Source organism: Umezawaea sp. Da 62-37, assembly GCF_032460545.1.
In the GTDB taxonomy this organism is placed as follows: Bacteria; Actinomycetota; Actinomycetes; order Mycobacteriales; family Pseudonocardiaceae; genus Umezawaea.
The window spans coordinates 11,454,575-11,474,338 of record NZ_CP135965.1 but is presented as its reverse complement, the minus strand read 5'-3'; the positions used below and the strand labels follow the sequence as shown (position 1 = coordinate 11,474,338).

Genomic DNA, 19,764 nt, shown 5'->3' with positions numbered 1-19,764 from the left:
GCATCTCATGTCGGACCCCGGACGAGGCGGGAACGCGCGATCGTGAGTCGCCGTCCGTTGTGGACGACGCCGAAGGGCCCGGCAGGCCAGAGTGGTCGTCATGACCGCTCACGAGGCGCCGGGCGCCGACCCCACCGGGCACGACCGGATCACCCGGATCCGGCTGTCGCGGATCCACCTCCCCCTGGCCACCCCGATCAGCGACGCGAAGGTGCTCACCGGCAGGCAGCGGCCGATGACCGAGGTCGTGTTCCTGTTCGCCGAGATCGGCACCGCCGACGGGCACGAGGGCATCGGCTTCAGCTACTCCAAGCGGGCGGGCGGGCCGGGGCTCTACGCGCACGCCGTGGAGATCGCCCCGGTCCTGCTCGGCGAGGACCCGAGCGACATCGGCCGGATCTGGACCAAGCTCGTCTGGGCGGGCGCCTCCGTGGGGCGCGGCGGCCTGGCCACCCAGGCCATCGCCGCGTTCGACATCGCCCTGTGGGACCTCAAGGCCCGACGGGCGGGCCTGCCGCTGGCCAAGCTGCTCGGCGCCCACCGCGACTCGGTGCGCTGCTACAACACCTCCGGCGGCTTCCTGCACACGCCGACCGGGCAGGTCCTGGAGAACGCCACGGCGTCGCTGGCCGAGGGCATCGGTGGCGTCAAGATCAAGGTCGGTGATCCCGAGCGCGGCGCGGACCTGCGCCGGGTGGCCGCGGTGCGCGAGCACGTCGGCGACGGCGTGGCGCTCATGGTCGACGCGAACCAGCAGTGGGACCGGCCGACCGCCCAGCGGATGGGCCGGGCGCTGGAGGAGTTCGACCTGACCTGGATCGAGGAGCCCCTCGACGCCCACGACGCCGTGGGCCACGCCGCGCTCGCCGCGAGCCTGGACACCCCGATCGCGAGCGGGGAGATGCTCTCGAGCGTCGCCGAGCACTGGGAGCTGATGCGGCACGGGTCCGTGGACGTCCTCCAGCCCGACGCGCCGCGCGTCGGGGGCATCACCCAGTTCCTCAAGCTCGCCGCGCTCGCCGAGCACCACGACCTCCAGCTCGCGCCGCACTTCGCCATGGAGATCCACCTGCACCTCGCGGCGGCCTACCCGCTCGAACCGTGGGTGGAGCACTTCGACTGGCTGGAGCCGCTGTTCACCGAGCGGCTGCGCACCGAGGGCGGCCGGATGCACCTGCCCGACCGGCCGGGTCTCGGTATCACGCTGACCGAACAGGCGCGGCTCTGGACCAAGGCGTCCCACGAGGTGGATTCCCGGTAGAACGGCGATGCGGGTCCACGAAGTCAGACGGGGGTAGCGCCATCCCCGTCGTGCTAGTACGTAAGAATTGGGTTTCTTTCGCGTCACCACCCAACTACCGCGAGCGAACGGGAATTGACCGACTGGGTGACGACAGGTCATCCGAACGCCGCAGGTGGTGGCACGGAAAGTCACTACAAGCGACGCTCCTCGCTTCGGGGTGCGCAAGTGGTGGGAAAGGAACAGGACCGGGTGTTATTCACGAATCGCGGATCGCGAACGGACGGCCGCAGACCGGGCGCGATACCGCGCGCCTGAGGAAAGACCGGTCCGCCGTGCCGAAAGCGGGCGGACACGTCTCATCGCGTATCTGGGAGGACGCAGAGTGGGACTCAGACTTCTCGGACCGGTCGAGCTCGTCCTCGACCGGCGCTCGCTCGACCTGGGCGGCCCGCGGCAGCGGATCGTCCTGTCGATGCTGGGCCTGAACGCCAACAGGGTCGTCCCGGTCGAACAGCTCGTCGACGCCCTGTGGGACCGGTCCCCTCCGTCGACGGCGCGCGGCCAGGTGCAGATCTGCATCTCGGCGCTGCGCCGGATCTTCGCCGACGCCGGCCACGGCGACGCGATCAAGACCCGGCCGCCCGGCTACCTGCTGGAGATCGCCCCGAGCGAGCTGGACAGCCTGGAGTTCACCGCGCTGGTCGCGGCGGCCCGCACCCACTCCGACGCGGGCCGCGCCACCGAGGCCGCCACGACGCTGCGCGGCGCGCTCGCGCTGTGGCGCGGGTCGGCGCTCTCCGGCGTGCCGAGCGACCTCGTGCAGCGCGGCGCCGCGCTGTGGGAGGACCGGCGGCTGGCGGCCGTGGAGGAGCTGATCCGGCTCGACCTCGAACTCGGCAGGCACGAGGAGATCAGCGGCGACCTGGGGACGCTCGTCGAGGAGCACCCCCTGCGGGAACGGCTGCACGGGTTCCTGATGCTCGCGCTGTACCGGGCGGGCAGGCAGGCCGAGGCGCTGGAGGTGGGCCGCCGGGCGCGCAGCACGCTGATCGAGGAGGTGGGCATCGAGCCGGGCCAGGAGTTGCAGGACCTGGAGCGGGCGATCCTCAACCGCGACCCGAAGCTCTCGCTGCCCACGACCGGCGCCGATCCGGTGGCCAAGCGCCCGTCCGCGTCACCGGCGCCGGAGCAGCAGCCGGTCGTGCCGCAGCAGCTGCCCGCGAGCATCTCCGACTTCACCGGCCGCGAGGGGCACCTGGACGAGATCCGGCAGCTGGTCTCCGGCGGCGCGGGCGGGTACGGCATGCCGATCGTCGCGATCTCCGGCAAGGGCGGGGTCGGCAAGTCCAGCCTCGCGGTGCGGGTCGCCCACGAGCTGAGCAGCGAGTTCCCCGACGGCCAGCTCTACGCGGACCTGCGGACCCCGCACGGCGACGACCACACCGCCAACCTGCTCGCGCGGTTCCTGCGCGCGCTCGGGGTCGCGGGCACCGCTGTGCCCGACGACGTGGAGGAACGGGCGGAGCTCTACCGCAGCAGGCTGTCGGGCAGGCGGCTGCTGCTCGTGCTCGACGACGTGTCCAGCGAGCACCAGGTGCGGCCGCTGCTGCCGGGCAGCCCGACGTGCGCGGTGGTCACCACGAGCCGTTCGCGGCTCAGCGGACTGTCCGGCGCGCACTGGATCGACGTGGGCATGTTCGACGTCGAGCAGTCCGTCGAACTGCTCGCCAAGATCGTCGGCCGTGCCAGGATCGAGGCGGAGCAGGCCTCGGTGGTGGAGCTGGTGACGTTCTGCGGCGGCCTGCCGCTGGCGCTGCGGATCGCCGGGGCGCGGCTGGCGTCGCGACCGCACTGGCGGGTCGACGGGCTCGTGCGCCGGCTGCGCGACGAGGCGCGCAGGCTCGACGAGCTGGCGCACCACGGGCTGGAGCTGCGGTCCAACATCGGCCTGACCTACAAGGTGCTCGACGTGCAGGAGCAGCGGCTGTTCCGGCTGTTCGCGCTCGTGCAGGCGCCGGACTTCCCCGGCTGGACGGCCGCCGCGCTGCTCGACACCAGCCTGGTCGACGCCGAGGACGTGCTGGAGAGCCTGGTCGACGCGCAGCTGCTCGACGTCGTGAAGTACCCGGACTCGGTGCACGTGCGCTACCGGTTCCACGACCTGATCCGGGTCTACGCCGGGGAGAAGCTGGTGGAGGTGGAGACCGCGGACGAACGGGCCGCGGCTCTGACGCGGGTGCTCGGCGCGTGGCTCGCGCTGGCCGAGGAGGCGCACCGCCGGGAGTACGGCGGCGACTACACGATCCTGCACGGCACCGCCCCGCGGTGGCGCGACCCCGACGGCGAGGCCGCGGAGTCCATCGGCAACCCGATGGACTGGTGGGAGTGCGAGCGGCGGGCGCTGGTGGCCGCGGTGCGGCAGGCGGCCGACGCCGGGCTGGACGAGATGTGCTGGGACCTCGCGCTCACCTCGGTGACCCTGTTCGAGGCGAAGGGGTACTTCGACGACTGGCTGGAGTGCACGCGCGCCGCGCTCGCCGCGACCGAGGCCGCGGGCAACCGGGTCGGGTACGCCGCGATGCGGTACTCGCTGGGGACGCTGCACATGTTCCAGACCCGGCTGGCCGACGCCGACGAGTGCTTCACCACGGCGCTGGACATCTTCCGCGCCGAGGGCGACGAGCACGGGTGCGCGCTGGTGCTGCGCAACGCCGCGCACGTCGACGGGCTGCGCGGGGACATCAGGTCGATGCTCGCGAAGTACGACGAGTCGCTGGCCACGATGCGCGTGGTCGGCGACCGGGTCGGCGAGGCGCACATCCTGCGCAGCATGGCGAAGTTCCGGATGGACGAGGGCGACACGGCCAAGGCCCGCGAACTGCTCGACGACGCGCTCGCCATCTGCCAGGAGGTGCGCTGCCTGCGCACCGAGGCGCAGGTCGTGCACCGGTTCGCCGAACTGCACCTGGCCACCGGCCAGATCGACGAGGCCCGGCAGGCCCTGCACCGGGTGCTGCGGATCGTCCGCGACACCGGCGACCGCATCGGCGAGGTCCACGCGCTCTACGGGCTGGGCCTGCTGCGCCACCGGGAAGGGCGGCTGGACAACGCGGAGACCACGCTGGTGCACGCGCTGGACCTCGCGCGGCGGGTGGGCGAGCAGCTGATCGAGGCGAAGGCGCTGTACGCCCTCGGGGAGATCGCGCTGGCGCGAGGGGGCGACTCGACCGGGGTGACCCACCTGGTGGAGGCGCGGAGGCTGTTCGACGAGCTGGGGTCGGCGCTGTGGCACGCCAGGACGCTGGTGCTGCTGTCGGAGATCCACACCAACGACGGGGACATGGCGTCGGCCGGGGAGAAGATCGAGCAGGCCGTGCGGTTGTTGTCGGAGGTGGATTCGAAGGAGTCGGCGCAGTTGTCGGCGGGGTTGAGGGGGGCTCGGTCGGTGGTGGCGCCGGGGGCGTAGGGGGGCGCCGGGTGTCGGGTTCGCTGTGGGCGGGGTAAGTGCCGGGCCGCCGTGCTGGGTCGCCGGGTATCTGGTTCGCTGTGCTGGGTCGCCGGTGTCGGATCCACGGTCTCCGGGTGCGGCCAGCTTGACTTGGGGCCCCTTTTTTGGGCCTTGTCGGGCTAAAAGGGCAGGTGGTAGAGATGCCCGCCGACCAATTGTAGGCCCAAAAACCCCAAGTCAAGCCGGCCGCACGAGCGGTCGAGCCCTGCTCACCGCCAGCGTGGTTGGGCAACTTCGGTTGCCGCCAGTGTGGTTGGGCAGCGTTGGTGCTGCCGGTGTGGGTGGCAGGTGCTCAGTGCTGTTGTCGTGGCCCCAGTGCGTGTTCGCTGCCGTTGTGCTGGGCAGTTTCGTTCAGCGCCGTGTGGTCAGGCGGTTTTGTGGTCGGGCGGCTTTGTTCACTGCTGTTGTGCTTGGGCTGCTTGTTCTACGGGTGCTCGGCGTTCAGCGTTCGACGTTCGGGACGCAGGCGTTGAGGTCGATGCTCCAGTGGGTGTCGGCGGGGCAGTCGGACAGGGTGTTGGTCTGGTTCCAGTGGGTGTCTTCGGCGGTGACGGTGACCGCTTGGCCCGAGGCGATCGCCGCGAGGAGGGCGGTGCCGGAGAAGAAGGAGATGAGGGCGGGGGTGATGAGCTTGCGGGTGGTGGACATCGTTGCCTCCGGGGTGTTCCTGCTGGTTGCTCCTGGTCTGCGATCAGTTGACAGGCGGTCGCCATCGGTCTTCCTTCCGCGCGCTGTCGGTGGGCCTTCAGTCGACCGATAGCCGATCGAAAGAGGGGCGACAACGTCCTCCCGCACAGTGATCGCAGGTGATTCACGTGAACGTGGGAGGAGGTCCGGAATGGACGGCCCGATGCTCCGGTTGAGTGCGGACGATCTGTGCACGGCCATCGCCGGAGTCGATCCGGTGCCGGTGCTCGCCGCGGAGCTGATGGCGGCCCGCGAGGGCGCCGAGGCCGTGGGGGGTGTGCGGTGGGGCGAGCCCCGTGGGGAGTTCGCGGTGTTGGAGGACACGGCCACCGGTGAGCGGTGCGCGGTGCCCGCGGGGGCTCTGCGGGCCTACCGGGCGGCGGCGTTGACGGCGTTGGCGGCGCGGCAGCTGCTCGCGCCGGGAGTGGTGACGGCGTCGGTGATCGGTTCGGGGCTGGCCGCGCAGCTCCAGTTGATGGTGATCGCGCGGCACGTGCCCGACGTCAGCCACATCGCGGTGTGCGCGCTGACCGATGAGCGCGGGATGCCGGTGTCGACGAGGGTGGTCGACCAGCTCGACCACGCGGGCATCGGGCTGGCGGTCACGACCCACGTGGACGAGGCCGTGTTCGGTGCGAACCTGGTGGCCGTGACCGGGTTCGACGCCGACGTCATGCGCATCGACCGCCTGTCCAAGGGGGCGGTGCTGGTCAACGCGACCGGGTGCGACCTCCCGGACGACCTGGTGGACGGCACGAACCAGGTCTACGTCGACGACCTGGCACGGCTGGACTCGGCGGCGGGCAGGCACTTCGCGCGGGTGGACACGGCCGCCGAGGACGCGACGGCGCCGGTGCGCCGGCACGACGGGGCTCGGCGGGAGCGCGGGGTCGAGGCGGATCTCGGCGCCGTCCTCACCGGCGCGCACCCCGGCCGGACCAGCCTCGACCACGTGCTGCTGGTGGAACTGCTCGGCACGGCCGCGCTGGACCTGGTGCTCGCGGGCCTGGTCCACCGGGCCGCGCTGGTGCTCGGCCTCGGCGGGTTCATCACCGAGGGGCCCGCCGCTCCCCCGTCCGCGACCACCACCACGAGGAGCTAGTCATGGCGAAGTCGTTGTGCGAAGCGGCGTCCTGCGAACGGCAGGTCACCGAGCCGGGCCGTCGGGTGTGCTCGGGGTGCCGGGAGGTCGTGCGCGGGAACCTGTCGCGGCTGACCGATCTGCACGAGGCGTGCGCGGAGGCGTTGACCCCCGGCAGGCGGCCGATGTCCGAGCGGATCAGCGGACACCGGCCGACCGGCATCACGTTGGACGACACCGCGGTGGCGGTGCGGTCGGACGTGCTCGACGCGCTGGTGTCGTGGTCGGCGCTCGTGTCCGCCGAGCGCGGGGCGCCCGGACCTGGTGGGCGTTCGGTGCCGCGGCTGGTGGAGTTCCTGACCGGGCAGCTGGACTGGCTGCTCGGGCACGGCGCGGGGCCCGACTTCGTCGGCGAGGTCGCGGACCTGGTCGCCGCGGCGAAGGCGGTGCTGGAGCCGGACCCCGTGAAGCGGCGGGAGCTGGGGCCGTGCGGTGAACCGGGGTGCGCGCACGTGGTGCTCGCGACACTGCGCGCGGGCAAGGTGGCCGAGGTCGCCTGCGCCGCCGGGCACACGTGGTCGCCGGGTCGGTGGCTGCTGCTGAGCAGGCGCGTGTCCGCCGGGAGCGCGGCGTGAGCGCCGGGTCGCGGCCGCGCCGGGTCCCCACCGACCTGGCCGCGCTCGCCGCGGGCGTCTCGGAGGCGACCATCCGCAAGTGGGCCAGCCGCGGGAAGCTCACCCGGCACGGCAGGCCCGGACGCGCCGAGTACGACCTCGACGAGCTGTGCGACCTCGTGAACGGGCAGTCGCGCCCGACCGGATGAACAATTCTCGAATGCTCCTGTTTTGTGCGTGAATGAGGCCCTTGTGCGAATGAGGGCCTCATCGGCATGCCCGGAGGAAGTCGCCGGGAAGAGGTCCGAAAAACTCCACAGAAAAAGATTGACGTGAGGCCCGGTCGGCTGTCACGCTTTGAGCACGGCACCGCTGTGCCTACATCGAATTCTCCCTCCCGATCGTTCCGGGATTTCCTGTGAAATCGTCGCACGTGTCCAACCGTGCGATCTGGGGCCCATTGTCGCGTTCGCGGCCGGAACGACGTCCTCCTGTTACCACGAGAGGAAATCCCGTGACGATCGAAGTCGAGATCAAGCAGTACGTGGTGGCCAGCTTCGCCCCCGACGTCCCACCCGACCAGCTCCCCTCCGACCTGGACCTGCTGGACAACGGCGTGGTGGACAGCCTCGGCCTGCTGCGGCTCATCGCGTGGGTGGGCGACAAGTACGACATCCCGGTCGACGAGATGAACATTTCCCCCCTCCAGTTCAGCTCGGTCGACTCCATCCAGGAATTCATCCTGGAAACGCGCAGTTTCGTCTGATCCTGCTCGACCCCAACACGATTCACGACGGGAAAGGTGCAAGCGATGATCGTTCGCGAGAAGTCCGAGGTCAACTGCGTCGACTGGGGCAACGGCCTCAGCTTTCGTTTCCTCGTGGAAGCCGATGGAATGGGGTTCACCGTCGCGCACACGGTGGTGAAGGCCGGTTCCAAGTCACCGCTGCACTACCGCAGGCACCTCGAGGCCTGCTACTGCATCTCCGGCAGCGGCCAGGTGATCGACTCGGCGGGCACGGTCCACGAGATCGAGCCGGGCGTGATGTACGCGCTGGACAACCACGACGAGCACTTCCTGATCGCCGCTCCGGAGGGCGACATGGAACTGATCAGCGTGTTCAACCCGCCGCTCCAGGGCGACGAGCGGCACAACTTCGACTCCGACGAGTTCTCCCACTACTAGCCCGGTCGTCGGCCGCGGGTGCGGGCCCCACGAGGTTCCCGCACCCGCGGCCGTCGGCCAGGCCGGACCGACCCGTTCCACATCGACGAAGGCGACCAGTCAGTCAGATCACAAGGAGGAACGACCGATGTCCACACGCGACCGAACCGAGCTGTTCTCGATCTCCGAGGAGGTCGCCGACGCGATGGCGACCGGCCAACCCGTCGTGGCACTGGAGTCGTCGGGTGTGGTGCAGGGCTTGAAGTACCCCCTGAACCTGGAGACGGCGCTCGACATCGACAGGACCATCCGCGCGAACGGCGCCGTGCCCGCGCGGACCGGCGTCGTCGACGGGCGGTTCGTCGTCGGCATGTCCGAGGCGCAGGTGGAGCTGTTCGCGACGACGCCCAGCGTGCCGAAGATCAGCACCCGCGACATCGGCTCCGCGCTCGCCTCGGGCGGTCACGGCGGCACGACCGTCTCGGCGGCGCTGGTGGCGGCCGACCAGGTCGGCATCGACGTCTTCGCCGTCGCGGGCATCGGCGGTGTGCACTTCGACGCCCAGCGCAGCTTCGACATCTCCGCGGACCTCGTCGAGTTCACCCGGCACCGGATCGCGGTGGTCTGCGCCGGGGCCAAGTCCCTGCTCGACCCCGCCCTGACGCTCGAGTACCTGGAGACGCAGGGGGTGCCGGTCGTCGGGTACCGCTGCGACGACTTCCCCGCCTACTACAGCACGTCGAGCGGCCAGCCCAACCCGCGCCGGGTCGACGACCTGGACGTGCTCGCCGCCGCGATCCGCCTGCACTGGCGGGTCGGCAACGGCAGCGGGTTCCTGGTCACGCACCCGATCGCCGCGGAGGACGCGCTGCCGTCGGACGAGATGTACGCGCTGATCCACCAGAAGCAGGCCGAGGCGGAGAAGGCCGGGGTCAGCGGTCCGTCGTTGACGCCGCACATCCTCAAGGCCGTCTCGGCCGCGACGCACGGCCGGACCGGCGCGGCCAACCGGTCGGTGCTGCTGTCCACCAGCGCGGTCGCCGCGGAGCTGGCCGTGGCCATGCGCGAGCGGTCCGCACTGGTCGGCGTCTCGTGAGCGCCGACGACCGCGCGGTCCTGTTCGACGTCGACGGCACCCTCGTGGACACCCCCGGCGGAATGCTCGGCGTACTGCGCGCGGTGCTCGACGAGTCGGGTCACGACGTGGCCGACGACCTGGTGCGCCGGACGATCGGCAGGCCGCTGGCCGCCTCGTTCGCCGGCCTGCTCTTCCTCCCCCAGGACCACCCGGACGTGGCGCACGCCGTGGCCCGCGCCCGCGCGCTGTTCACCGAGACGGTGATCCCGTCGGCCGCCGACCTGGTCTTCCCCGGCATCCCGGAACTCCTCGCGGAGCTGCGGGCCCAGGGCAGGCCGCTGGCCGTCGTGACCAGCAAGGTCAGACCCAGCGCCGTGGAACTGCTCGGCGCGGCGGGCCTGCTCGACGCCTTCGACACGCTGTCGTGCCACGGTATGGCCGAGCGCGGCAAGCCCCACGCCGACCTCGCCCTGCTCGCGGCGGGCGCGCTGGGCGTCCCGCCGGGGCGGTGCGTCGTCGTCGGCGACGCGGTCGACGACGTCCGCATGGCCTCCGCCGCCGGGATGGACGCCTACGGCGTCGACTTCGGCGTGGCCACGCGGGCGGAACTCGTGGCCGCCGGGGCGTTGACCGTCGTGGGCTCCGTGGCCGAACTCCACGACCTCGTCTCGCCCAGTGCCGCGACCACAATCCTCGCCGAGCATTTCCGGGCCCAGCCGCTCGCTCGGTTCACCGCCCCCACGCCCCCGTACTACCAGTACGAGGGCGTGGGGGCGGCGAACCGAGGGACCACCTGGACGACGGAACTCCCCGACAAGGGTTAGTGATCACCGCACTGCGCCCGCACACCTCAGACAGGTAATCCGAACACCAGCTCACACGAGGGTGATTCCCATGGCCCTACCGGGCACCGTTCCCGCTGTGCGACCCCGCTCGGCGAACGCCGCGCTGGCGATCCTCGCCGTCGCCCAGTTCCTCATCGCGCTCGACTACTCCATCGTCTACATCGCGCTGCCGAGCATCGGCGACGAGCTCGGGCTGACCGAGAGCTCGGTCCAGTGGGTCGTCAGCGGTTACGCCGTGTTCTTCGCGGGCTTCCTCGTCGTCGGCGGGCGGGCGTCGGACCGGTTCGGTCCGCGCACCCTCTTCATCGTCGGCATGCTGCTGTTCGGCATCGCCTCGCTGGCGGGCGGACTCGCCCCCGGCACCCCGATCCTGATGGTGGCCCGCGCCGCGCAGGGCATCGCCGCGGCGATCCTGCAACCGGCGGTCATCGCCCTGATCAACACCTCGTTCGCCGCCGGGCCGCTGCGCAACAAGGCGCTGTCGGTGTGGGGCACGGTCGGCGCCTCCGGCCTGGCCGCGGGCGTCATGATCGGCGGCCTGCTCACCACGGTCTCGTGGCGCTGGGTGTTCCTGATCAACCTGCCGCTCGCCGTGGTCTGCGCGCTGGCCGCGCCGAAGCTGCTGCCCAAGCTCGACGCGACGATCCGCAAGCACACCTCGCTCAACGTCCCGAGCGCGGTGCTCTGCACCGCCACGGTGCTCTCCACGGCGCTCGCGCTGACCCAGGCGTCGAGCCGGGGCTGGACGGACACCAGCACCCTGATCGGGTTCGGCGTGGCCGCCGCGCTGCTGGCGACGTTCGTCTGGCAGGAGCGGCGCAGCCCGCACCCGCTGGTCGACCCGCTGCTGCGGCGCACGCGGTCGCTGCTGGTCGGCTGCGGCGCCACGGCGTTCTACATGGGCAGCGTCGGCAACCAGTTCTTCGTGGTCACGCTGCTCGTCCAGCAGCTGCGCGGGTACGGCCCGATCGCCGCGGGGCTCGCGTTCCTGCCTATGGCGGTCGCCATCGCGGTGGCGAACTCGGTGTCGGCGAAGATCGTCGCCAGGCTGGGTGTGCGGCTGACCCTCACGCTGGCGTTCGTCGCCGACGCGGTGGGCCTGCTGCTGCTCGCGTTCCAGACCTCCGGCGACAGCTACGTGCTCGACCTGCTGCCGGGTCTGCTGATCACCGGCTTCAGCCACGGCGTCACGTACGTGGCGATGTTCATCGCGGGCACCGCCGACGTCGAGGACCGCAACCAGGGTGTCGCCGGGGCCATGATGACGACGACGCAGTACATGAGCGGCGCGCTCGGCGTGGCCGTCCTGGTGCTGGTGCTCGGCCCGAACCCCGGCCAGACGAGCTTCGGCTGGGCGTTCGTCACGACCGCCACGGCGGCGGCGTGCGGCGCGGCGCTGGCCTGGTTCGGCCTCGCCCGGAAGTCGGCCGCCGCGGTCCCGGAGGCAGCGGGGGCGCGGTCGTGAACCGGGAGGCCTGGGTCGCCCAGCTCGGCATCCTGGTCATCCACAACGATCCCGTGGTCGAGGCGGAGCTGTGGGCCATGGCGCCCACCGGCGTCACCGTCCACACGGCGCGGTTCGAGAGCCCCACCAGCACGGGCGCCGAGTACACCGGCGAGTCGTGGCGGCGGATGGTCGACGCGCCGGACGTCCGGCGCGGGCTGGTGCAGCTGGGGCAGATGGACCTGTCCGCGATCTGCCTCTGCTTCGGCTCGGCCAGCTTCTTCGGCGGGCTGGAGTTCGACGAGGGGTTCGTCGCGGCGGCGGTCGAGCTGACCGGCGGCACCCCCGTCTACACGGCGGCGCAGGCGATCCGCTCGGCGCTGGACGCGACCGGGGTGGGCCGCCCGCTGGTGGTGCTGCCGCCGTGGTTCACCCAGCCGACCTTCACCGCGACCGAGGACTACCTGACCTCGGCCGGGTTCGACGTCGCCGGGCTGATGCAGTTCCAGCTCGACTCGCGCTGGGAGGACGTCCAGCGGCACCAGCTCTTCGACCGCGGCGGCCGCTGGGAGGTGCACCCGGACGAGGTGTGCCGCCAGGTCGCCGCCGGGTTCCCCGCCGACGCGGACGGAATCCTCATCCCCGGCAGCGGATTCCGCTCCTGGGAGGCGATCGAGCAGCTCGAACAGCGGCTCGGCGTGCCCGTGGTGACCTCGAACCAGGCGTGCCTGTGGCACCTGCTCGACCTCGCGGGCGTCGAGGCCACCGTCCGGGGCGGCGGTCGCCTGCTGAACACCTGATCCGCTTCCACACCGCGGCGAAGGCCCGTGCTCCTCCCGAGCGCGGGCCTTCGCCGTGCCGTCAGAAGGGAATCCGATGCCGTCCACCTCCTTCGTGACCGCGTTCGCCGAGATGGCGCGGACGCGGCCGGACGCGCCAGCCCTGTCCTGGGGCGACCGCGTCGTCGACTACGCGGATCTCGCGGAGATGGTCGAATCCGCCCACGAGTCCCTCACCGCCTTCGGGATCGGCGACGGGGTCCCCGTCTGCGTCCCGGCCAGGAAGTCGCCGCACACCATCGCCCTGGTCATCGCCTGCGTCCGCGCGGGCATGCAGGTGCTGCTGCCCTCCACCGGGCTCGGCCAGGCGGCGCTGGCCGACCTGTGCGCGCAGCTCGGCTGCACCCACGTGCTGAGCGCCTCCGAGGAGGAGCCCGCCACCGCGACGCGCACCGAGAACGGCGGGCGCACCGCCTACCTGGCCGAGCCGGGGCTGGTGCTGACCACGTCCGGATCGACGGGGACGCCGAAGATGGTGGTCCTGTCCGCCGAGGGCGTCGACAGCTTCCTGTCCTGGGCCGCGGCCAAGTTCGACATCGGGCCGGGCACGCGGGTGCTGAACTACGCCCCCCTCAACTTCGACCTGTGCCTGCTCGACGTGTGGGCCGCGCTGTCGGTGGGCGCCTGCGCGGAGCTCGTCGAACCGGAACGCGCGGTCGACGGCGCCCACCTGGCAGAGCTGTGCGCCGAGCGCGCGCCCGCCGTGGTGCAGGCCGTGCCCATGTTCTTCCGGCTCGTGGTCGAGGCGGCGGCCGGACGGGTGTTCCCCGAGGTCCGGAACCTGATCTTCACCGGGGACGCGATGCCGCCGAACCTGCTCGACCGGGTCGCCGCCGCGTTCCCCAACGCCCGGATGTGGAACGTCTACGGGTGCACCGAGACCAACGACAGCTTCCTGCACGAGGTCGTGCCCGCCGAGGTCGCCGTCCACGGCGTCGTCCCGATCGGCATGCCGATCGACGGCGTGCACGCGCTCGTCGTCGCCGACTCCGGCGACGTGCTGACCGGCGCCGGGACCGGCGAACTCGTCGTGTCGACGCCGTTCCGGTCCCGCGGCTACTTCGACCGGCGCCTCAACGGCGAGAAGTGGCACGACGGCTACTTCCGCACCGGCGACCTGGTGCGCCGCGACGAGCAGGGGCTCGTGTTCCTGCTGGGGCGCAACGACCACCAGGTGAAGGTGCGCGGGGTGCGGACCAACCTCCAGGAGGTCGAGCAGGTCGTCCTGGCCCACCCGCAGGTGTCGGAGGCCGCCGTGATCGCGGTGCCCGACGAGACCGCGGGCAACGTGCTGCACGCCGTGATCCGCCGCCGGGCGGGGTCCACGGTGAACAGCCTCCAGCTTCGCGTCCACTGCGCCGCGGGTCTGCCCAGGACGGCGATCCCCGGCGTGATCGAGATAGTCGACCACGCGCTGCCGCGCACGTCGACCGGCAAGGTCGACCGGAACTCCTTGCGGCACAACGTCAGCAAGGCCTCGTGACGGTCGATTCCGCCCACTAACCGGAGGTGTCGGACATGTTGTGGAACGAGGACCAGCGCGCACTGCGCGCCGCGATCGAGAACCTGGGCGACGTGCTCAGCAAGGACCACGTCGAACGGGACGGCCGAGGGGAGTTCGGTGACGACGCGTGGAAGCGCGTCCGCGAGACCGGACTCCTGGGACTGCCCTTCGACCCCGAGTGGGGAGGGCTCGGCCAGGACCTGCTCACCACGATGTACGTGCTGGAGGGGCTGGGGTACGGCTGCCGCGACGGCGGGCTGAACTTCTCCACGTCCACCCACGTGGTGAGCGCCGGTGTCCCGTTGCAGCGCTTCGGGTCCAACTACCTCAAGGACCGCTACCTGCGGCGGATCTGCGACGGGACGGCGATCGGCGCGCACGCCATCACCGAGCCCGAGGGCGGGTCCGACGTGATGGCGATGCGCACCTCGGCCACCCCCGACGGCGACGACTACGTGCTCGACGGCAGCAAGGCGTTCGTCAGCAACGGACCCATCGCCGACGTGTTCGTCGTCTACGCCCGCACCGGCAAGCGCGGCAGCCCCGCCGCGATCACCGCGTTCCTGGTCGACCGCGACACACCGGGCCTGTCGGTCGGCAAGCCGATCGCGAAGATGGGCCTGCGCACGTCACCGCTGTGCGAGCTGTTCCTCGACGGCTGCCGGGTGCCCAAGGCCAACGTCCTGGGCTCGGTCGGCGCCGGGTTCCTCATCCTCGACCACGTGATGAAGTGGGAGATCCTCTGCTCCTTCGTCATCAACGCGGGCGAGATGCGGCACCGGCTTGAGCGGTGCGTCGAGTACGCCAACAGCCGCAAGCAGTTCGGCAAGCCGATCGGGCAGTACCAGTCGGTGGCCAACAAGATCGTCGAGATGAAGATCGCCGTGGAGAACTCGCGGAAGTGGCTCTACGACACCGCCGAGCGGCTCCAGAACGGCGAGAACGTCACCGTCGACATCGCGATCAGCAAGCTGATCACCAGCGAGGGCAACGTGAGCTCCGCGCTGGCCGCCGTGCAGGTCTTCGGCGGGTACGGCTACACGGCCGAGTACGGCCTCGAGAAGGACCTGCGCAACGCGGTCGCCGGGACGATCTACTCCGGGACCTCGGACATCCAGCGACAGCGCATCGCCAGCATGATCGGCCTCTGAGGAGACATTCCGATGACAGTCCACTCCGTCGACTCGACCCTGCTCGACGCCACCGAGTTCCTCGACCACGGCAGCGACACCGTGCGCGACTTCGTCGCCAAGGCCCTGCCGAACGGGGTCGAGGGCATGTCCGAGGTCGACCGCGCGCTCGCGCTCTACTACGCGGTGCGCGACGGCATCCACTACGAGGTCTACGGGGCGGACATGTCCCGCGACGGCCTCAAGGCCAGCTCGACCATCAAGCGCGGCATGGGTTTCTGCGTCCACAAGTCCATCGTGTACGCCGCGGCGGTGCGCGCGGTCGGCGTGCCGAGCCGGATCTACTACGGCGACGTCCGCAACCACCTGGCCTCGCCGCGGCTGGAGGAGCTGATGGGCGGCAAGGTGTTCACCTTCCACAGCCTCACGACGGTGTTCCTCGAGGGCAAGTGGGTGAGGGCGACGCCGGTGTTCAACAAGATGCTGTGCAAGCTCTACAAGATCAAGCCGCTGGAGTTCGACGGCCGCACGGACAGCATGTACCACCCGTTCGACGAGAACGGCCGCCAGCACATGGAGTTCCTGCGCGCGCACGGCGACTTCGACGACGTCCCCTACGACATGGTCGTCAACGGCATCCGGGAGGCGCACCCGCGCCTGTTCGAGAGCCGCGACACCACGGCCAAGGGCTCGCTCGTGCTCGACGCCGCCAGGGCGTGACCCGCCGACAACCCGTCCCGCCCGGAGGCTTGGCCATGAAGAGAGAGAATCCCGATCCCGTTACCCACACCGTCCCCGGTCAGCGGACGGAGTCCCCCGTCGTCCACCACGTCCCGCACGCCCGCGTCCCGGTGGACCTGGAGCTGGTCGTGCCCGCGTTCAACGAGGCGGGCAGGCTGCCGGACACGCTGCGGGCGCTGGTCGACTTCCTCGCCGACCAGGACTGGCGGTCGCGGGTGGTCGTCGTCGACAACGGCAGCACCGACGAGACCACCGCCGTCGTCGCCGCGGCCGACCGCCGCGGCGTGGACGTGACCGCCATCGGCTGCGCGCGTCCCGGCAAGGGCGCCGCCGTGCGCCGGGGCCTGAGCAGCAGCACGTCCCGCTTCGTCGGGTTCGTCGACGCGGACCTGTCCACCCCGATCGCGACGCTGACCAGGGTGATGGCCGAGCTGCGGACCGGTGCCGCGGCCGCCATCGCGTCCCGGCACGCGCCGGGCGCCCGGTTCGTGCACCCGCAGCCCGTGGGGCGGCGGATGGGCGGGGCGGCGTTCCGGATGCTCGCCCGGCCACTGGTGCCCGAGGTGCACGACACCCAGTGCGGTTTCAAGGTGTTCGAGCGCGAGGCGGTGCAGCGCGCCCTGGTCCGCTGCCGGGTCAGCGGTTTCGCGTTCGACGTCGAACTGCTGCGGCAGATCCGGTTGGCGGGCGGGCGCATCGCGGAGATCGCGGTGGCCTGGACCGACGACGAGCGCTCGACGTTCCGCCCGGTGCACGACGGCCGGGCCGCGTTCGCCGACCTGCTCCGGCTGTACCGGGCGGACCTGCCATGAGCGCCGTCCGCCGGATCCTGGTCGTGAGCAGGTGGGACGTGCGGCACCCGAGCGCCGGTGGCGCCGAGCGGTACCTGCACGAGATCGCCAGGCGCTGGGTGGTCGACGGCGCCGAGGTCACCTGGGTGGTGACCCGCCCGCCCGGCGCCCCGTCGCGCGAGCTCGTCGACGGCATCGAGGTGCTGCGCTCCGGCGGTTCGTGGGGCATGTTCCCGCGCACCGCGCTGAAGCTGCTGCGCCGCGGCGCCCGCTACGACGCCGTGGTCGACGGCACGAGCCGGATGTGCTTCGCGGTGTCGGTGATCACCGGCAGGCGGGTGCCCGTCGTGCAGGTCGTGCACGGCGTTCCGCGGCTGGCTCCCGCGCAGCGCTTCTCCCCCACGAGCGCCGTCGGCCGCTTCCTGGCCGGGCCGCTCGCCCGCTGGACGCGCGGCGACCGGGCGATCGCCGTGCCGTCGGTGTCCTCGCGCCACGAACTGAGGCGCCACCTGGGTTTCCGGGGCCCGATCTTCGTCGTTCCCCCAGGCACCACGCCGGAGGGGGGCCGCGCGGAGCGGACCGCACAGCCGACGATCGTGGTCGTGGCGCCGCTGGTGCCCGAACAGCGGCTGGACCTGCTGCTGACCAAGCTCGCCCCGGTGATCGCTCGGGTGCCCGGCCTGCGGGTCGAGATCCTCGGCGAGGGCCCGGAGCTGTGCAGGCTGCGCGGGCTCGCCGGTGACGTCGGTGTCGCCGCCTCGGTCACCCTGCACGGTCGCCAACCCGAAGAGGTCCGCCGGACCTGGCTGCGCCGCGCCTGGCTGACCGTGTCCACGGCCACCGCCGACGCGTGCGGCTGCACCGTGGTCGAGGCGGCGGCGCACGGCGTCCCGCACGTGTGCCTCGCCGCGCCTGGGGTGCGCGACTTCATCCGGGACGGCCGGACCGGTCGGGTCGTCGAGGCCGCCGACCGGCTCGGCGACACCGTCGAGGGGGTGCTCGCCGACCTCACCGATCCCGTGCTGGCCGGGAGCACCGCCGAGGTGTGCCGGGCGTGGGCCGACCGCTTCGACTGGGACCGCGCCGCCCGGCTGCTCGCCGACGTGATGACCCACCAGATCGGCGCCGTGCGCTCGAAGCGCGCGGGCGTGGCGCAGCGCCGGTACGCGCGGTCCGACATCGCGACGCTGGTGCGGTTCCCCGAGGGTGCCGCGCCCATGTCCGCCGGGCTGCTCCGCGCGACCGACGAGGTCGTCGTCGCGGACGGCCAGGTCGGCGTGCTGCTCAACGGGTGCGACGAGTTCGACGCGCTCGGAGTGCTCGACCGCCTCGGTGTCCCCGACGCCCGGATCAGCCTGGCGAGCCGGGACGACCTGCTCGTCGGCCCCCGCGCCCTGCCCGCCTCCCTCACCGGGGAGGCGGCCCCTCCGACCCGCCCGGCCGCGTCGTTCACCCGCATGTCGAGGGGGTGACGATCTCCCCGGCCGAATCCCGCGCCACCGACGACGGGATCGGCCCCTTCCCCTGGCGGAGGGACAGCAGCGGTACGGGTACACCGGCTCCACCACACCCGCCCCATCGAAGAAGACCGAAGTAGTCCGTCCACTTCGGACCCAGCCGCCCCGACCCCTCCGCGGATCCGCTCCCACCCGGCCCGAAGACCGGGACATCCGCCGATTGGAGTTTCGATGTCCACGTCCAGTTCCCCGGTGGCGCCCCCGCGCTTCGGACCGCGGGTGATCGTCACGGCCGCCGTCGTGATCACCTCCGTGGTGCTCGCGATGATCGCCTCCTACGTGTTCCTGCGCGACCCCTACTGGAGTCTGCGGTGGACGGTCGACCTGAAGGTCTACCTCGCCGCGGGCCAGACCGTGCGCGACGGCCAGTCGCTCTACGAGCTGGTCGTCCAGTCCCCGCTGTACGGCCCGATGCCGTACATGTACCCACCGCTCACCGCGATCCTGTTCTTCGTGCCGCTGTCGTTCCTGCCGATCGGCGCCGCCAGCCTGGTGTGGAACGCCATCTCGCTGATGGCACTCGGCGCGGTCGTCTGGATCACCCTCGGCATCGCGGGCATCCGCGACAGCCGCGCGAAGGTCGCGCTCACCGTCGTGCTGCTCGTGCTGACCGCGTGGCTCCTGCCGGTGCGGGTGCAGCTCATCGCCGGCCAGATCAACATGTTCCTGCTCCTGCTGGTGCTGCTCGACTTCCGCAAGCCGTTCGGCAAGTGGATGGGGATCGGCATCGGCATCGCCGCGGGCCTCAAGGTCACGCCGCTGATCTTCGTGGGGTACCTGGTGTTCACCAGGCGCTGGAAGGCCGCCCGCACCGCGCTCCTGGCCTTCCTCGGCACCGTGGCGGTCGGTTTCCTGATCAAGCCGTCGGACTCCGCGACCTACTGGGGCGGCCTCGTGCTGCACGCCTCGCGTGCGGGCGGCGTGTTCGACACCCCCAACCAGTCGATGGTCGGCGCCATGTCCAGGGTGCTGCAAACCGACGTGTTCGCCCCCTGGTGGTTCGCGCTCCTCGGCCTGGTCGCCTTCTACGGCCTGTTCGTCGCCACGTTCGCGTTCCGCCGCGGCGCCGACTTCCTCGGCTTCTCCGCCGCCGCCATCACCGGCCTGCTCGTCTCCCCCGTCAGCTGGGAGCACCACTGGGTCTACGTCATCCCGCTGATGATCTGGCTCGCCGTCTGGGCCTACCAGAAGCGCGCCATCGGAGTCGCCCTCGGCACCGCCGTGCTCGCGGTCGTCTTCACCGTCCGCGTCTTCATGATCGTCGGCATCCAGGAATCCCCGCCCCGCCCCATGGACCTCGCGGTGTGGCAGCAGGTCATCGCGTCCCTGTTCCCCGTCACCGGCCTGCTCCTCCTCCTGCTGGGCCCGCTCTGGGTCCGCCGGAACTTCCCCCCGGTCAAGCCCGCCCCGGACGGCTCCGTCCCGCAACAAATCGCAATCATCCCGCAGGCCCGCCGCTCCTCGGAAGACAGGGAAATGGTCGGCTGACCCACACCGGCGCCGGAGCCCTCCACCGGGCTCCGGCCCCCGGAAGACCAAGCAAGCACCACAAGCACCACCACAAGCACAAGCCCAAA

At 71.5% G+C, this 19,764-nt stretch carries 18 protein-coding genes; 17 read left to right on the top strand and 1 reads right to left on the bottom strand.

Annotated elements, in window-relative coordinates:
- Nucleotides 1-100: 100 nt before the first annotated feature.
- Together RM788_RS51395 and RM788_RS51390 are read left to right on the top strand one after the other, a co-directional pair.
- The gene (locus RM788_RS51395) at nucleotides 101-1,261 is read left to right on the top strand and encodes an L-talarate/galactarate dehydratase (RefSeq protein ID WP_315929116.1); all 1,161 of its coding nucleotides are present in this window, start codon (nucleotides 101-103) and stop codon (nucleotides 1,259-1,261) included.
- A gap of 364 nt (nucleotides 1,262-1,625) precedes the next feature.
- Entirely contained in the window at nucleotides 1,626-4,709 is a 3,084-nt protein-coding gene (locus RM788_RS51390) for an AfsR/SARP family transcriptional regulator (protein WP_315929115.1), read from the top strand.
- Between the two features lie 483 nt (nucleotides 4,710-5,192).
- On the opposite strand, the gene RM788_RS51385 is transcribed toward RM788_RS51390, so the two are convergent.
- Nucleotides 5,193-5,399 carry a hypothetical protein gene (locus RM788_RS51385; RefSeq protein WP_315929114.1) on the bottom strand — a complete coding sequence of 69 codons (207 nt, stop codon included), beginning with the start codon at nucleotides 5,397-5,399 and terminating at the stop codon, nucleotides 5,193-5,195.
- Between the two features lie 190 nt (nucleotides 5,400-5,589).
- Between RM788_RS51385 and RM788_RS51380 the strand changes: the two genes are divergently transcribed.
- The 15 genes from RM788_RS51380 to RM788_RS51310 all read left to right on the top strand — a co-directional run bounded on the left by RM788_RS51380 (nucleotide 5,590) and on the right by RM788_RS51310 (nucleotide 19,675).
- Nucleotides 5,590-6,540, top strand: a complete 951-nt coding sequence (locus tag RM788_RS51380; protein WP_315929113.1) for a hypothetical protein — start codon at nucleotides 5,590-5,592, stop codon at nucleotides 6,538-6,540.
- Nucleotides 6,541-6,542: 2 nt separating this feature from the next.
- Entirely contained in the window at nucleotides 6,543-7,154 is a 612-nt protein-coding gene (locus tag RM788_RS51375; RefSeq protein WP_315929112.1) for a hypothetical protein, read from the top strand.
- Nucleotides 7,151-7,342 carry a hypothetical protein gene (locus tag RM788_RS51370; RefSeq protein ID WP_315929111.1) on the top strand — a complete coding sequence of 64 codons (192 nt, stop codon included), beginning with the start codon at nucleotides 7,151-7,153 and terminating at the stop codon, nucleotides 7,340-7,342. Before RM788_RS51375 ends, RM788_RS51370 begins: the two co-directional genes overlap by 4 nt.
- A 305-nt stretch (nucleotides 7,343-7,647) precedes the next feature.
- Nucleotides 7,648-7,899, top strand: coding sequence for a phosphopantetheine-binding protein (locus tag RM788_RS51365; protein WP_315929110.1), 252 nt, complete (start codon nucleotides 7,648-7,650; stop codon nucleotides 7,897-7,899).
- A 45-nt stretch (nucleotides 7,900-7,944) separates the two neighbouring features.
- Nucleotides 7,945-8,319, top strand: coding sequence for an ectoine synthase (locus tag RM788_RS51360; protein ID WP_315929109.1), 375 nt, complete (start codon nucleotides 7,945-7,947; stop codon nucleotides 8,317-8,319).
- 127 nt (nucleotides 8,320-8,446) lie between these two features.
- Nucleotides 8,447-9,394 carry a pseudouridine-5'-phosphate glycosidase gene (locus tag RM788_RS51355; protein WP_315929108.1) on the top strand — a complete coding sequence of 316 codons (948 nt, stop codon included), beginning with the start codon at nucleotides 8,447-8,449 and terminating at the stop codon, nucleotides 9,392-9,394.
- Nucleotides 9,391-10,200 carry an HAD family hydrolase gene (locus RM788_RS51350; RefSeq protein WP_315929107.1) on the top strand — a complete coding sequence of 270 codons (810 nt, stop codon included), beginning with the start codon at nucleotides 9,391-9,393 and terminating at the stop codon, nucleotides 10,198-10,200. The genes RM788_RS51355 and RM788_RS51350 overlap by 4 nt, the downstream gene beginning before the upstream one ends.
- 97 nt (nucleotides 10,201-10,297) lie before the next feature.
- Nucleotides 10,298-11,686 carry an MFS transporter gene (locus RM788_RS51345; RefSeq protein WP_315929106.1) on the top strand — a complete coding sequence of 463 codons (1,389 nt, stop codon included), beginning with the start codon at nucleotides 10,298-10,300 and terminating at the stop codon, nucleotides 11,684-11,686.
- Nucleotides 11,683-12,465 carry a maleate cis-trans isomerase family protein gene (locus RM788_RS51340; RefSeq protein ID WP_315929105.1) on the top strand — a complete coding sequence of 261 codons (783 nt, stop codon included), beginning with the start codon at nucleotides 11,683-11,685 and terminating at the stop codon, nucleotides 12,463-12,465. The genes RM788_RS51345 and RM788_RS51340 overlap by 4 nt, the downstream gene beginning before the upstream one ends.
- A 76-nt stretch (nucleotides 12,466-12,541) precedes the next feature.
- Nucleotides 12,542-13,987 (top strand): AMP-binding protein, encoded by a 1,446-nt coding sequence (locus tag RM788_RS51335; RefSeq protein WP_315929104.1) that lies wholly within the window; start codon nucleotides 12,542-12,544, stop codon nucleotides 13,985-13,987.
- A gap of 35 nt (nucleotides 13,988-14,022) precedes the next feature.
- Nucleotides 14,023-15,159, top strand: coding sequence for an acyl-CoA dehydrogenase family protein (locus RM788_RS51330; RefSeq protein WP_315929103.1), 1,137 nt, complete (start codon nucleotides 14,023-14,025; stop codon nucleotides 15,157-15,159).
- Between the two features lie 12 nt (nucleotides 15,160-15,171).
- Complete coding sequence (locus RM788_RS51325; RefSeq protein ID WP_315929102.1) at nucleotides 15,172-15,858, top strand: transglutaminase-like domain-containing protein; 687 nt, start codon at nucleotides 15,172-15,174, stop codon at nucleotides 15,856-15,858.
- 35 nt (nucleotides 15,859-15,893) lie between these two features.
- Nucleotides 15,894-16,691: a glycosyltransferase gene (locus tag RM788_RS51320; RefSeq protein WP_315929101.1), complete on the top strand. Its 798-nt coding sequence runs from the start codon at nucleotides 15,894-15,896 to the stop codon at nucleotides 16,689-16,691.
- Nucleotides 16,688-18,142, top strand: coding sequence for a glycosyltransferase family 4 protein (locus tag RM788_RS51315; RefSeq protein WP_315929100.1), 1,455 nt, complete (start codon nucleotides 16,688-16,690; stop codon nucleotides 18,140-18,142). The genes RM788_RS51320 and RM788_RS51315 overlap by 4 nt, the downstream gene beginning before the upstream one ends.
- Nucleotides 18,143-18,358: 216 nt before the next feature.
- A complete protein-coding gene (locus RM788_RS51310; RefSeq protein WP_315929099.1) occupies nucleotides 18,359-19,675 on the top strand; it encodes a glycosyltransferase 87 family protein in 1,317 nt (438 codons plus the stop codon).
- Nucleotides 19,676-19,764 lie beyond the last annotated feature (89 nt).